General features: G+C 35.9%; 10 protein-coding genes and 1 tRNA gene. 1 reads left to right on the forward strand and 10 read right to left on the reverse strand.

Annotated elements, in window-relative coordinates; all coding sequences use genetic code 11:
- Positions 1 to 58: 58 nt before the first annotated feature.
- The 8 genes from accC to V4538_17015 all read right to left on the reverse strand — a co-directional run bounded on the left by accC (position 59) and on the right by V4538_17015 (position 8,027).
- Positions 59 to 1,402 (reverse strand): acetyl-CoA carboxylase biotin carboxylase subunit, encoded by a 1,344-nt coding sequence (gene accC / locus V4538_16980; GenBank protein MES2382744.1) that lies wholly within the window; start codon positions 1,400 to 1,402, stop codon positions 59 to 61.
- A 90-nt stretch (positions 1,403 to 1,492) separates the two neighbouring features.
- Entirely contained in the window at positions 1,493 to 1,972 is a 480-nt protein-coding gene (gene accB / locus V4538_16985; protein ID MES2382745.1) for an acetyl-CoA carboxylase biotin carboxyl carrier protein, read from the reverse strand.
- A 112-nt stretch (positions 1,973 to 2,084) separates the two neighbouring features.
- A complete protein-coding gene (locus V4538_16990; protein ID MES2382746.1) occupies positions 2,085 to 3,074 on the reverse strand; it encodes a beta-ketoacyl-ACP synthase III in 990 nt (329 codons plus the stop codon).
- Positions 3,075 to 3,138: 64 nt separating this feature from the next.
- Positions 3,139 to 4,095 carry a phosphate acyltransferase PlsX gene (gene plsX, locus V4538_16995; protein MES2382747.1) on the reverse strand — a complete coding sequence of 319 codons (957 nt, stop codon included), beginning with the start codon at positions 4,093 to 4,095 and terminating at the stop codon, positions 3,139 to 3,141.
- 93 nt (positions 4,096 to 4,188) lie between these two features.
- Positions 4,189 to 4,374: a 50S ribosomal protein L32 gene (gene rpmF / locus V4538_17000; GenBank protein ID MES2382748.1), complete on the reverse strand. Its 186-nt coding sequence runs from the start codon at positions 4,372 to 4,374 to the stop codon at positions 4,189 to 4,191.
- 21 nt (positions 4,375 to 4,395) lie between these two features.
- A complete protein-coding gene (locus tag V4538_17005; protein MES2382749.1) occupies positions 4,396 to 4,926 on the reverse strand; it encodes a DUF177 domain-containing protein in 531 nt (176 codons plus the stop codon).
- 250 nt (positions 4,927 to 5,176) lie between these two features.
- On the reverse strand, positions 5,177 to 6,637 hold the full coding sequence (locus V4538_17010) for a sodium:solute symporter (GenBank protein ID MES2382750.1): 1,461 nt from the start codon (positions 6,635 to 6,637) through the stop codon (positions 5,177 to 5,179).
- A gap of 85 nt (positions 6,638 to 6,722) precedes the next feature.
- Positions 6,723 to 8,027 (reverse strand): (Fe-S)-binding protein, encoded by a 1,305-nt coding sequence (locus tag V4538_17015; protein MES2382751.1) that lies wholly within the window; start codon positions 8,025 to 8,027, stop codon positions 6,723 to 6,725.
- A gap of 129 nt (positions 8,028 to 8,156) precedes the next feature.
- Here V4538_17015 and V4538_17020 point away from each other — a divergent pair.
- Positions 8,157 to 8,229: transfer RNA gene (locus V4538_17020), tRNA-Phe, on the forward strand.
- A gap of 198 nt (positions 8,230 to 8,427) precedes the next feature.
- On the opposite strand, the gene V4538_17025 is transcribed toward V4538_17020, so the two are convergent.
- Complete coding sequence (locus V4538_17025) at positions 8,428 to 9,843, reverse strand: OmpA family protein (GenBank protein ID MES2382752.1); 1,416 nt, start codon at positions 9,841 to 9,843, stop codon at positions 8,428 to 8,430.
- A 37-nt stretch (positions 9,844 to 9,880) separates the two neighbouring features.
- The coding region (locus V4538_17030) for an HYR domain-containing protein (protein MES2382753.1) at positions 9,881 to 14,562 on the reverse strand (4,682 nt) is incomplete at its 5' end.

Here is a 14,562-nt window from a genome sequence, read left to right on the forward strand (position 1 = left end):
ATAAAAAACCCGTTCAGTAAATTTACTAAACGGGTTTTTTAAGTTAACACTTTATGTATTATTTAATTTCAAAAGTATTCATAAAGGCAGTAGTAAAATTACCGGCTTTAAAATCTTCGTTTTGCATTAATTGTAATTGCAAAGGTATAGTGGTTTTTAAGCCTGGTCCTTCAATAATAAACTCACCCAAAGCGCGCTCCATTTTTATAATGGCTTCTTCACGTGTTTGTGCACTTACAATCATTTTAGCAATCATGCTATCATAATTAGAAGGTATAGTATAACCAGCATACACATGCGTGTCAACCCTAACTCCATGACCGCCCGGTTTATGTAAATATTCAATTTTACCCGGTGTTGGTCTAAAGTTATTGTATGGATCTTCGGCATTAATACGTACTTCAATACAATGTTTGGTAGGGTAGTGGTCTTTACCGCTAATAGGTATACCGGCAGCAATTAATATTTGCTCTTTTACTAAGTCGTAGTTAATTACTTCTTCTGTAACCGGATGCTCTACTTGAATACGTGTATTCATTTCCATGAAATAGAAGTTTCTGTGTTTGTCAACCAAAAACTCTATGGTACCTAAGCCTTCGTATCCAATAGCTGAAGCTCCTTTTTTAGCGGCTTCACCCATTTTTTCTCTTAACTCAGGAGTCATGAACGGGGATGGAGATTCTTCTATCAGTTTTTGATGTCTGCGTTGTATTGAACAATCTCTTTCTGATAAATGACAAACTTTTCCGTATTGATCACCTGCTAACTGTATTTCTATATGGCGAGGTTCTTCTACATATTTTTCCATGTAAATACCATCATTTCCAAAAGCAGCTTTTGCTTCTTGTTTGGCGCTATCCCAGTTTTTTTCAAACTCTTCTGCTTTCCAAATAATACGCATTCCACGTCCACCACCACCGGCAGTTGCTTTTATAATAACGGGGTAACCAATGCCTTCGGCCAATTTAATACCTTCTTCAAAACCACTTAATAGTCCATCAGAACCGGGAATTACTGGAACACCCGCTTTTTTCATGGTGTCTTTGGCATTGGCTTTATCGCCCATGGCATTAATCATTTCAGGGCTGGCACCAATAAACTTGATACCGTGGTCTTTACATATTTGGCTAAACTTAGCATTCTCACTTAAAAAGCCATAACCCGGATGTATTGCATCTGCATTGGTAATTTCAGCAGCAGCAATAATATTGGCCATATTTAAATAAGATTGTTGTGAAGGTGGGGGGCCAATACAAACGGCCTCATCAGCAAAACGAACATGCAAACTTTCTTTATCAGCAGTACTATAAACAGCAACTGTTTTAATACCCATTTCTCTAGCTGTACGTATTACACGTAAAGCAATCTCGCCTCTATTGGCAATTAGTATTTTTTTAAACATTTGAATTTAGCTAAAGGTTATAAGTAAATTAGTTTTAGTAGGTAAGCGTTAAACAATAAATAGTTAACGCTGAAACGCAAGCTATTTAACTTACATAGGTTCAACTAAGAATAATGGTTGGTCATACTCAACTGGAGAAGCGCTTTCAACTAATATTTTTACAATTTTACCTGAAACTTCTGATTCAATTTCGTTAAATAATTTCATTGCTTCAACAATACAAAGTACTTGACCCACTTTGATTTCATCACCTACATTTACAAATGCCGGTTTATCAGGACTAGGTTGTTTGTAGTAAGTACCAATCATTGGAGATTTGATTGTAATTAAGTTACTCGCTGTTGGTGCCGGAGTAGTAACAGCTGGAGTATGTAGGGTAGCCACAGCAGGTGCTGCAGTAACAGGGGTACCTATTTGTTGCACAACAGGTGCAGCTGCTTGTTGAATAATAGTAGTTTTTTCTTCTACTTTTTTGATAGACACTTTAAAGTCGCCACGCTCTACTTCAACTTCTGATACTCCACTTTCTGACACTAACTTAATTAGCTCTTTTATTTCCTTTAATTCCATGTGTATGTTCTTATTTTTATTTCTTATTGTAAAACTATTTGTAAAAATGTAAATGTCAATATAATTTGTTAAACGAAATGTAACAAATTACAATTCAACACTATAATATTACTTAGTATGCCCATTTTAAATAGATGGCACCCCAAGTAAACCCACCCCCAAAAGCGGCTAAAACTAAATTGTCGCCTTTTTTCAATTTGTTTTCCCATTCCCATAATAATAAAGGAATAGTACCATTGGTAGTATTACCAAAATGGTCAATATTAATCATAACCTTATCTTTATCAAGGCCCATGCGTTGCGCAGTGGCATCAATAATACGTAAGTTGGCTTGGTGGGGAACTAACCACGATACATCATCAGCATGTAATTGATTACGTTCCATAATTTCAGCACTTACATCGGCCATACCTTTAACGGCAAATTTAAAAACAGTTTGTCCTTCCTGGTAAACGAAATGTTCACGTGCATCAACTGTTGCGTGCGAAGCCGGTTTTAAACTACCGCCTGCTTTCTGGTGTAGGAAATGACGGCCACTGCCATCAATTTTAAGTACAGAATCAATTACACCAAAATTATCTTCGTTTGGCTCAAGCAATACGCATCCGCAACCATCGCCAAAAATTACACAAGTATTTCTATCTGTATAGTCAATAATTGACGACATTTTATCGCCACCCACTACTACTACTTTTTTATAAGCACCGCTTTGTACAAAACGGCTTCCTGTTTCTAATCCAAAAATAAAACCGGAACAAGCAGCCCCTAAATCGTAACCAAAAGCATTTTTAGCACCAATTTTATCAGCTAAAATACAAGCTGATGAAGGGAAAACCATATCGGGGGTTACGGTACAAAAAATAATTAAGTCAATTTCTTCGGCTGTAATTCCTCGTTTGGCTAATAAGCCATTAACAGCTTCTACTGCCATGTCTGAAGTGCCTAAACCATCGCCTAAAATTCTTCTTTCTTTAATACCTGTTCTGCTGGTTATCCATTCATCATTGGTATCTACCATTTTTTCTAATTCTTTGTTTGATAGAATTTTTGGTGGTACATAGCCATGCACCGCAGTAATGGCAGCAGTTAATTTTTTTGTCATCTAAGTTAATTTTTTATAAATAAAAACACCCCTTTTCAGGGGCGATTTTAAAAAATATTGAATACTATTGAATTGGAACTAAGTTTTTAAATTGTTCACGTATTATTTGACATAAATCGGATTTGACAACATCGCGTGCTGAAAAAATCATATTTTTAAAGGCTTTGGCATTTGAAATACCATGGCCAATAATAACAGGAGCATTTACACCTAAGATGGGTGTTCCTCCATAATTTTCATAATTAAATCTATCAAGATAGTCATCTTTTACACCACGTTTTTTCATGGCGTAGTAAAACGACTCATAAGCTTTTAATACAACGTTACCTGTAAATCCTTCACATACTATTACATCGCATTTGTCGGTTAAAAAATCTCTGCCTTCTACGTTTCCTACAAAATGAAACGCATTTGACTCTTCCATTAACTGGTGAGCAGCAGTAGTAACTAAGTTACCTTTCTCTTTTTCTTCGCCAATGCTAAGTAAACCAATTCTCGGATCGTCAATACCATGTACATGTTTCATCATCAAACTGCCTAAAACAGCAAATTGATATAACACATCCGGTTTGCAATCAGCATTAGCTCCTACGTCAAGTATTAACCCAAATTTGCCATTGGGGCGGGGAACGGTAGCTGTAATGGTTGGTCTGATAACGCCTTCAATTGGTTTAACTGAAAACATAGAACCAACCAGCATAGCACCAGTATTTCCGGCACTTACAAATGCATCAATTTGTTTTGTAGCTAAAAGTTTGAAACCTATAGATATACTTGAATCTTTTTTCTGAGAAATGGCTTTTGTAGGGTGTTCACCCATACCAATTACTTCAGTTGTATGTACAAATTCAAAACGGCTATCGTCTACACCTGCCGAGTTTAAAAAACTCTCTGCTTGTTCTTTATCGCCAATAAGTATAATGCTATCGTTTGCACCAAGTTCATTTAATGCTTGAATGGCGCCTGCAATAGCTTCTTTGGGCGCAAAGTCGCCACCCATTACGTCAAAACCAATTTTCATTTGCTTGTTATTTGGGATTTGCTTTAAAACGAAAAACGAAAATACTTTTCAATAAAGCATTCTCGTTTTCATTATTAAATTAATTAAACACTTTTAAACATCTGATTTCATATCAGGAAATACATGCTTTCCACGGTAAAAGCCATCGGCTGTTACACGGTGACGCAAATGTACTTCACCTGATGTTGAATCGATTGAAAGTGTAGGCGTTGCTCCTTTGTAATGTGTTCTGCGCTTATCGCGTCTTGATTTTGAGATTTTTCGTTTAGGATTTGGCATTTTACTATTCTCCTCTATTTATCAGTTTTTGTTGTACAAATTTTTTAAAGCATCCCAGCGTGGATCGGTTGATTTATTATCTTCTTCTTCCTCTTCTATTTCTTCTTCAGAGAGTTTACCAATAAACGCTTCGTTGTGTTCTTTACCAGCATCTTCGCAACTTACTTTTGTTGGAATGGCCAGTAAAAAAAACTCATATATAAGTTGTTTAAAATCAAACTCATGAAGAACTTTTGGTAAATAAATGATTGCATCATCATCTAAATTGGTAATTCCATCAGTAAGTTTAATTATTAAACTGCTTTCATTATCTAAAGGTAAATCAACTTCGTCTAAGCAAATATCGCAACTTGCTAAGGCCGTACCGCCAATTTTAAAAACTAAATCGTACCTGTTTTCCGATTTATGTAATGTTAAATGGCAATTGGCATTGGCCTTTTTTACGGGCGCATGTTCATATTCACTTAGCAAACTATCATTAATAGGAAAGCTAAATTCATTATGTCCTACTTGGAGTTTATTGAACTCAACTATGTAATTTTTAGTTTTCACTTTTTATAATAAAGCCCACAAATGTAGGTTTTTGTGAATAAAACCTGTGCTTTTTTTTGAAAAAGATGGAATTAAATTTTCGGAAAAAGTTTTTTTTGAATTTTTCTGCTTGAAAGTAAGGTAGTTATATTAAATTTTTAAAATAACAAAATGGGTAAAACCTGTGAATAGCTAATTGGTTATGTATCTCTTTTCATTGTTACCCAAATAGTATTTAAAGTTTTACTACCGGAATTTGAAGCAAATGGAACTAAGCCAATTGGTTGTCTGTTTTGCTTTTTAGCAATAATAAACCGGCATAGGTTATTAAACCGTTTACTATTAATAACTCTTGCCCAAATTGATAACCATTGAATAATTGTTTTGAAAAGGTATCAAGGAAATAGCAAATAATAGGGGCAGCTATACAAACTATGGGTATTAACTTATCGTTCACCTTTATTTTATTGAATAAGCCAAAAGCAAATAAACCTAACAGTGGTCCGTAGGTATAACCTGCAAACCTGAATACCTGATTAATTACGGCATCGTTATTCATTTCTTTAAACAGTATTATTAAAAAAAACAGGAGTAAAGCAAAGGCAATGTGAATATAATAACGCTTGCTTTTGTGCTCTTTGCTTTCGTTTGTTTCGTCAAAGCCGAGTATATCAATACAAAATGAGGTTGTAAGTGTGGTTAATACACTATCGGCACTGCTAAAGGTAGCAGCGGTTATACCTAATATAAATATAATAGCTCCAATGCCTCCAATATAGTTCAAAGCAATGCTTGGAAATAGCTGGTCGGTTTTTTCGGGAATAGCTATGCCTTTGGTAGCAGCAAACTGATATAATAAAACACCTAAGCTTACAAACAGTAAATTAATAAATACTACTATAATACTAAACCACCTGATGTTTTTTTGTGCATCGGCTAAACTTTTACAACTTAAGTTTTTTTGCATCATGTTTTGGTCTAAACCGGTCATGGCAATGGCAATGAACATACCTCCTAAAAATTGTTTAATGAAATGATTTTTGCTTAACCAGTCATCAAAGAAAAACAATTTGCTCATAGGGCTTTCTTTTACTAAGGTTATGGTATCAAATAAGGATAAGTGCAATTGGTTGCAAACTACATATATGGATAAGGCTACACCTGCTAACAGAAAAGCTGATTGTAAAGTATCGGTCCATACCAAGGTTTTTATACCACCTTTATAGGTATATAATAATATAAGCCCAATAACAATCAGGGTTGAAACAGCAAATGGAATATGCAGAGCGCTAAAAAAATAAACGTCTAATACTATGAGGGCTATGTATAAACGAAATGAGGCCCCGACTATACGCGATAATATGAAGAAGAGAGAGCCTGTTTTTTGTGCAGTTTTGCCAAATCGTTGTTCTAAGTAGGAGTATATGGATATGAGATTGAGTTTATAATAGAGGGGTAACAGGAATTGGGCTATAATTAAATAGCCAATTATATAACCTAATACCATTTGCATATAACTAAACTGATTGGTACCAACTGCACCGGGTACTGATATAAAGGTAACTCCAGAAAGTGAGTCGCCAATTAAGCCAAAGGCTACTATATACCAGGGTGATTGTTTATTGCCAGTGAAATAGCTGTTGCTATCAGCTTTTCGGGTGGTGTACCAGGCTATTAAAACCAATAAGCCAAAGTATCCCAGTACTGATAATAAAATAACATAAATGGACATGGAGGCAAAACTATTTTTTATTTATTAGTAACAAATAGTTTTTTTATAACAGTTTTAAAGCTACTGTTTAAAAGCGTATAGCAAACTATATTTCTTCTGCCCAGTTGGCTCTGTCCATAGGGCTAAACTGCCATGGAGCCTGGTTGTTTTCTAAGTTGCTAAACATATTGTTTAGGGAAGCGGGTGCTGCGCTTTGTTCCATTACTTTGTATCTGCGCATTTCTACTATTATTTCCATCGGGTTGATATTGATAGGGCAGGCTTCAACACAAGCATTACAGGTATTACAGGCCCACAACTCTTCCTCGCTTATGTATGAATGTAAGTTTTTATTGTCATCGGTAAAGCTGCCATTGAAATCAATATTTTTTCCCACTTCTACCAATCGGTCGCGGGTGTCCATCATTATTTTGCGGGGCGATAATAGTTTGCCTGTTTGGTTTTGCGGGCAACTACTGGTACAGCGACCGCATTCGGTACAACTGTATGCATCCATTAAGTTTTTCCAGGTTAAGTCTGTTACTTCTTTCACGCCAAAACTGGTAGGTGGTTCGTAACCGGGAGGAGTTGCGGCTGTTGGGTCAAGCATTAGGGTTACTTCTTGGGTAACTGCTGCCATATTGTTTAACTCTCCTTTGGGTTTCAGGTTTGAATAATAGGTATTAGGGAAAGCTAAAATAACATGGAAGTGTTTGCTAAATGGCAAATAATTCATAAAAATAAATATGCCAATAATGTGAAACCACCAGGCGCCACGCTCTATTAGAATTAATGTATGGGCTGACAAACCACTAAACAGTGGTGTTGTTAGCCAGCTGCTAATAGGAAAAGCGCCTGCTATTTTATAATGTTCAGCTCCTTGTGCCTGTAATAATTGGTCGGCTCCGTTCATGCAAAGCAAGGCGGCCATCAATATAATTTCAATACTTAAAATACTAGCTGCATCCTGATTGGGGAAACCTTTTAACTCGGGACTGGTAAAACGTTTTATTTTAACAATATAGCGCCTGCACAAAAATACAATACAGGCTATAAGCACGCCTAAGGCTAATATTTCAAAAAAACCAATGGCTACATTATAAACTGGACCAAAAAAGGATAGTACTCTATGGGTGCCAAATATACCATCTATTAATATTTCGCCTACTTCTATATTTATAAGTATAAAACCAACGTATATAATAAAGTGAAAAAAGGCTGCTACGGGGCGTGTTCCCATTTTACTCTGACCAAAGGCTACACGCAGCATGGTTCTTAATCGAATGGGTTTATTATCGCTTAGGTCTATATCTTTTCCTAACAATATATTTCTACGAATTTTACCTAAACTTTTAGCAAATAAATAGACTGCTACGGTTGTAATAATTAGGAATATTATTTGTGAAATCATATGCAACAATGGATAATGCGCAATTATAAATAATAATTACTTAAGTAACCTCAATAAATTATTTTGAAATTTTTTATGAAAAAACTTGCATACGAACTAAAAAAATCTACTTTTGCACTCCCAATAATTGGTGCGGTAGCTCAGTTGGTAGAGCAAAAGACTGAAAATCTTTGTGTCGGGGGTTCGATTCCCTCCCACACCACCTTTAAAAGCCTTGTTTATCAAGGCTTTTTTATTACCTATTTTTCACTCCTCTTTTACTTTTTAATAGGTTGAATGATTGTTTATTTCATTGCAAATGAACTTTATAAGCAATATGCAAACTTTTGATTAAAAAAAGAGCATCAACAACTGGTTAACCAGTTATTGATGCTCTTTTAGGTTTTAGTCTAGAGGTTATTTATTTCATTAATTCAATAGCAAATTCTACACGTCTGTTGTTTGCTTTTGCTTTTGCTGTGGTAGCAGTATCAATTAATTCTTTTTTACCCATTGGTTTTTGTTCAATGCGATCTATTGCAATTCCTTTTTTGGTTAAGTAATTGGCTACAGTTTGAGCTCTTTTTTGTGATATTCTGTAATTTGCTTTTTCTGAACCATCTTGGTCTGCATGTCCGAATATAACTAGTTTAAAGTTGGCGTTACGTTTTAACATTACGCTTGTTCTATTCAGTATATCTACTGCATCGCTGTTTAAGTCTGATTTTCCTTTGCCAAAACGAATATTATTCATTTCTATCAGAATCATATTCTTAATTAACTGTGCATCGCCACTGTTTGCAATACTTGAAGTTGCTGCAGGTGCAGTATTTCCATTAGGTGTACTTGGTTTAGAATTGTTATTATTACTGTCTTTTTTTATTACAGCTTCGTTGCAGCCATTTGCCAATGCGCCTTTTTCTCCCGGACATAAATCTTTAATATCAGGCACACCATCTTCATCGGTATCTTTATTTAACTGGGCTTGTAAATTGTTGTTGTTGGCCTGTAATTGCTCTACTTTGTTGTTAATGTTTTTTAAACTGTCACCTATTGATAACAATAGTTTATTCATTAGTTCCGAATTGTCAGCCGGATTTTGGTTGCTGAATTGCCAAGCAACTGCTCTATCCTGGTGTTTGTTTTTACCAAATGTGTAACGAAGACCTAAACAGGTTTTTGCCATATGTTCTTTACCTGAACCGTAGTTATAGCCATCCCAAGCATCGGTATAGGCGGTAATAAATTCGCTCTGTAAATTTAAATGCCAATTGTCGTTTATATGGTAGCGTATACCTGCTCCTAAACCAACCTGAAGTGCAGTTCCACTTTCTGTGTGGAAAGTTACCTCGTCTTCAATAAATTTACGTTTGGTATCGTATGAGCCTTCGCCAATACTTGCTCTTAAAAAAGGAACCCAGGTATTAGGTGTACGCTGGTTTCTACCTTTTAAATCGTAGTTTAAACCTAAGGTTAAAAAACTCACATCTGATTCATAGTAATCAATAGCATTAGCACCTGTCATTTTCCCCATGTCATAAGAGGCATCAATACTTACTAATGGACTCACAAAGTATATCAGGTCTAATCCAAATGCTAAATCAATTTTTGTTTTACTGCCATTTAATCCACTTACATCTTCACCTGAAAATCCATTTGCTAATTTATCGTAAGCGGTGAATTTTACATCATAAAGATGGTTTAATCTTAAACCTAACCCCCAACGATTGAACTTGGTTCGTTGGGGATTAGTTTGTGTATATGCATTGGTAAATGTTACTATTAAAAGGGCTACTACCAGTATGGTTTTTGTTTTATTTAAACAAATATTTCTCATTATGTTTTGTTCTTTTATTTAGTTGTGTTTAAATAATTTATTTAGCTATAATAATTGGTTTAAGACTGGTTTTGTTATCCTGATTTAACCTTACATAGTATGTTCCTGGTGCTAAGTCTGTTAAATCTAAGTCGGTGGTAAAGGTATGAGTGGCCACTTCTTTAATTTGTTTTCCTAGTGCATCGTATACAATTATATTGGTTTGTTTACCAGATATTCCTTCTATGTCAATAGTAAATAATCCTGATGATGGATTAGGGTGAATGCTAAACTTAACCTGCTCAGTTACATTATTTACACCTACAGGAACACCTACACCTAACGGATCACTTGCAGTTGAACAACCTTGGTTGGTACCGACAACTACTGAATACACACCTGAACGTGTCATAGTATATGCCTGATTTGTTGCTCCCGGTATGGCTACTCCATTGCGGTACCATTGGTACGAGTGGAATATTTGTTGTACCTGAAGAACATCTGCATTCATACGAACTATAATTGGTTTGTCTGGTGCGCGGTATACTGTTACCACAAAAGTTCCTTTTGTTTCACAGCTCGTAGTATCGGTAAATATAAATGTAATGTGGAAATTTCCGGCTCCTGATAATGATGGGTCAAATGTTTTTCCATCAACACTTACGCCACTACCGCTAAATATTACGTTGCTGTTTCCACGGGTTAAGTCGAAAGCAGGTACGCTACTACATACAGCCATACTAGGGAATGTATCAGGTAAGTAAGGAGGTAATACTGTTACTTTGAAGCTACGTGTTACTACGTTACCGGCTTTATCAGTAAATGTAAATACGTTGGTTGTAATACCTACAGGGTAGGTGTTACCTAATGCTACTCCTTCTGTTTGGTATATTCTTACTTCTCCGCAATTATCCGTAGCTGTTGGTACTATATAACGGTAGTTGGCACCACAATGTCCGAATACTACATCTGTAGGCATAAAGGTAACTACTGGTTTAATGGTATCTAGTACGGTAACATTTACAATAGCGCTGCTTCTGTTTCCGCTTACATCGCTTGCAGTAAATTCAACTAAGCTGGTACCTGCATCGTTACAGTTAAACAATGTTTTATTGATGCTGATGTTGTTAATACCAACGTTATCTGTTGAACCATTGTTTACTTCTGCGGCAGTTAAAACAGCATTACCTGAATTGTTAAGGTAGATAGTTTTATCCTGTGCTATTACAATTGGTCTAACTGTATCTAGTATGCTAACATTTAATGAAACTGTCTGGCTGTTACCACTTGCATCGGTAGCTGTAAAGTTTATTATGTTTAAACCTAAGTTGGTTCCGTTGAAACTTGTTTTGCTTAAAGCTAAGGTTGTAATACCACAGTTATCAGTTGAACCATTGTTTACCTGAGCTGTAGTTAAGCTTACATTGCCTGTAGCATTTAAGTATAGGTTTAAATTGTTGTTTACTACTACGTTTGGTTTAATAGTATCTAACACGGTTATTGTAATTACAGTTGTTACTGTATTTCCGCTTGCATCACTTACTGTTAGTATGGCGTTGTTTATTCCTCTTTCTGTGCAACCAAAGTTCGTTTTGCTTAATGTTACATTGCTAATACCACAGTTGTCGGTTGAGCCATTGTTTGCTTGTTGTGCCGTAACAGTAGCTAAACCTAAACCATTTAAGTAAACACTTATGTTTTGAGCTACTATGGTAGGTTTAATAGTATCTAATACGGTAATAACAGCGTTTGCATTTGCAGTGTTATTACTCACATCGCTTACACTTAATGTAACGGTATTGGTTCCAATGTCGTTACAGTTGAAACTTGTTTTGCTTAATAATAAAGTGTTGATACCGGCATTGTCGCTACTACCATTGTTTATTTGGGCTGCAGTAACAGTTGCTGTTCCTACATTGTTTAAGTATAACGTAAGGTTTTGTGTTATTACAATTGGTCTGGTAGTATCTAATACTGTTACTGTAACATTTACTGTTTGGCTGTTGCTGCTTGCATCAGTTGCTGTAAATGTAATGGTGTTTATACCCAAGTCAACAGCAGTATAGGTTGTTTTGCTAATGCTTGTGGTTTGTATAGCACAATTGTCAGTTGAACCATTATTTACTTGCGCGGCAGTTAAGCTGGCATTTCCACTTGCATTTAAGTAAATGGTTTTGTTTTGTGTAATAACGGTAGGTTTAATAGTATCTAATACGGTTACTGAAGCACTTAGTGTTTTACTGTTACTACTTGCATCGGTAACAGTTATATTAACTGTATTTGTTCCTAAGTTGGTACAGTTAAAACTGCTTTGGCTTAAGCTGCTGCTTGTTATAGAACAATTGTCGCTACTGCTTAGTATTACTTGGGTAGGGCTCAGTGTTACATTGCCTGTAGCATTTAAATATATAGTAGCTGGTTTGGTACTAAGCAGCGGTGTAATGGTATCTATAATTGTTACTGTAAATGCTTTACCTGAAGTATTACCTGTAGAATCAGTACCGGTTAAGGTTACAGTATTTATACCCACATTAGCACAAGTAAATGTACTTTGGCTTAATGTTTTGCTTGCTATATTACAGTTGTCTGAACTGGCACTATCAACACCGGCTACCGTAATGGTTGCAGTACCACTTGTATTTAAGTAAGCGCTTATAAATTGTTTAGGACGCATTACCGGACGAATAGTATCGAATACATTTACGTTTACACTGGCTGTTTTGCTGTTTCCGTTTATGTCAGTTACTGTAAATATAATATTGCTGCTTCCTAAGTCTGCACAAGAGAATGAGGTTTTATTGATAGCAATTGTTGCTACACCACAATTATCAGTACTGTTATTATTTACCTGCGCTGCAGTAATAGAAGCAGTACCGCTTGCGTTTAGGTAAAGACTTTGATTTGATACTGTTGCAATTGGCGAAATAGTATCTAAAACAGTTATAATAACTGAAGCGGCATTGGCATTACCACTTTGATCCTGTACGGTAAAGCTAATGGTATTGTTCCCAATATTTGAGCAGTTAAATACTGATTGGCTTAATACTCTACTTGTAATGCTACAATTATCGGTACTTGCACTATCTAATAAACTTGGATTAATTACTGCCTGGCCATTGGTTGAAAGGTAAACAGTTAAATTAGCTTTTGGACGTGCTACCGGAGCAATAGGGTCAAGGACAATAACGCTCGTAGTTGCTGAATCAATATTGCCATTTACATCGGTTACTTTTAAGGTAACGTTTTTAACACCTAAGTCAGCACAAGTAATGGTAGTTGGTGTAATGCTTGTACTTGCAATACTACAATTATCAGTACTTCCATTGTTAAATTGTGAGGGTGTAATGTTAATGCTACCAGTTTGGTTCAGATATAATACTACACTATTTTGTATGTTCACAGTAGGTTTAATAGTATCTAATATAGTTACTGTTGTTGATGCTGAATCTTTTCTGCCTGAAGCATCGGCTACTATTAACCAAACAGTATTGCTACCTACATTGCTGCAGTTAAAGCTGGTTTTACTAGCAACGGTTGAAGCCACACCGCAATTATCGGTTGAATTGTTATCGATATTTGCAGCAGTAATACTTGCTGTACCTGATGCATTTAAATAGGTAGTATAAGTTTTAGTGATAACAGTAGGTTTAATAGTATCAAGCACGGTTACTGTTGATGTACATGAATCGCTATTGTTATAGGTGTTTGTTACTGTTAGTTTTACACTATTGGTTCCTAAGTCGGTACAGTTGAAACTGGTTTTTGATAAAACCCTGCTTGCAATCCCTACTAAGCTATAACTTCCATTGTCAACTTGGTTAACAGTAAGTGTTCCACTACCTGATGCATTTAAGTATACAGTTGCATTTTGGCAGATAGCCACCGGTTTAGGTTCAATTACTAATACGTTGGTAGTACATGTGCTTACATTACCTGAAGCATCAGTAATAGTTAGAACTACACTGTTATTACCAATATTAGTGGTGTTAAATGTTGTTTTGCTTAATGATGCACTCGCTATGCTACAGTTGTCGCTGGCCGATGCTTTTACACTATCAGGAGCAATGGTTATATTACCGGTTGCATCAAGAATAGCAGTATCTGCTTTACATACTACAATTGGTTTGATAGTATCAAGTACTGTAACAGTAGCATTACCTGTTTTGATATTGCCGTTTACATCTGTTACTGTTAAGGTTACTGTGTTAGCTCCTGTATTTGAGCAGGTAAATGCAGTTTGTGACAAGGCAACAGTTGCTACTCCACACGCATCAGTTGAACCATTGTTAATTTGAGCAGCAGTTACTGAAGCTGAACCGGCCCCATTTAAGTAAATGGTTTTGTTCTGTGTAACTACTACTGGCCTTACTGTGTCAGAAACGGTTACTGTAGCAGTAGCTGTTTTGATGTTACCATTATTATCAGTTACAGTTAAAGTAACTGTGTTGGCACCTACATTGGCACAAGTAAATGAGCTTGGTGAAACGCTTAAAGTAGCAATACCACACGCATCCGTTGAACCATTGTTCACTTGTGAAGCAGTGATAGTTGATGTACCCGCAGCATTTAAGTAAGTAGTAATATTTTGAGCAGTAGCCACCGGTCTAACGGTATCAGAAACAGTTACTGTAGCAGTAGCTGTTTTGATGTTACCATTATTATCAGTTACAGTTAAAGTAACTGTGTTGGCACCTACATTGGCACAAGTAAATGAGCTTGGTGAAACGCTTAAGGTAGCAA

Source organism: Bacteroidota bacterium (genome assembly GCA_040388375.1).
GTDB lineage: Bacteria > Bacteroidota > Bacteroidia > UKL13-3 > UKL13-3 > JAAFJM01.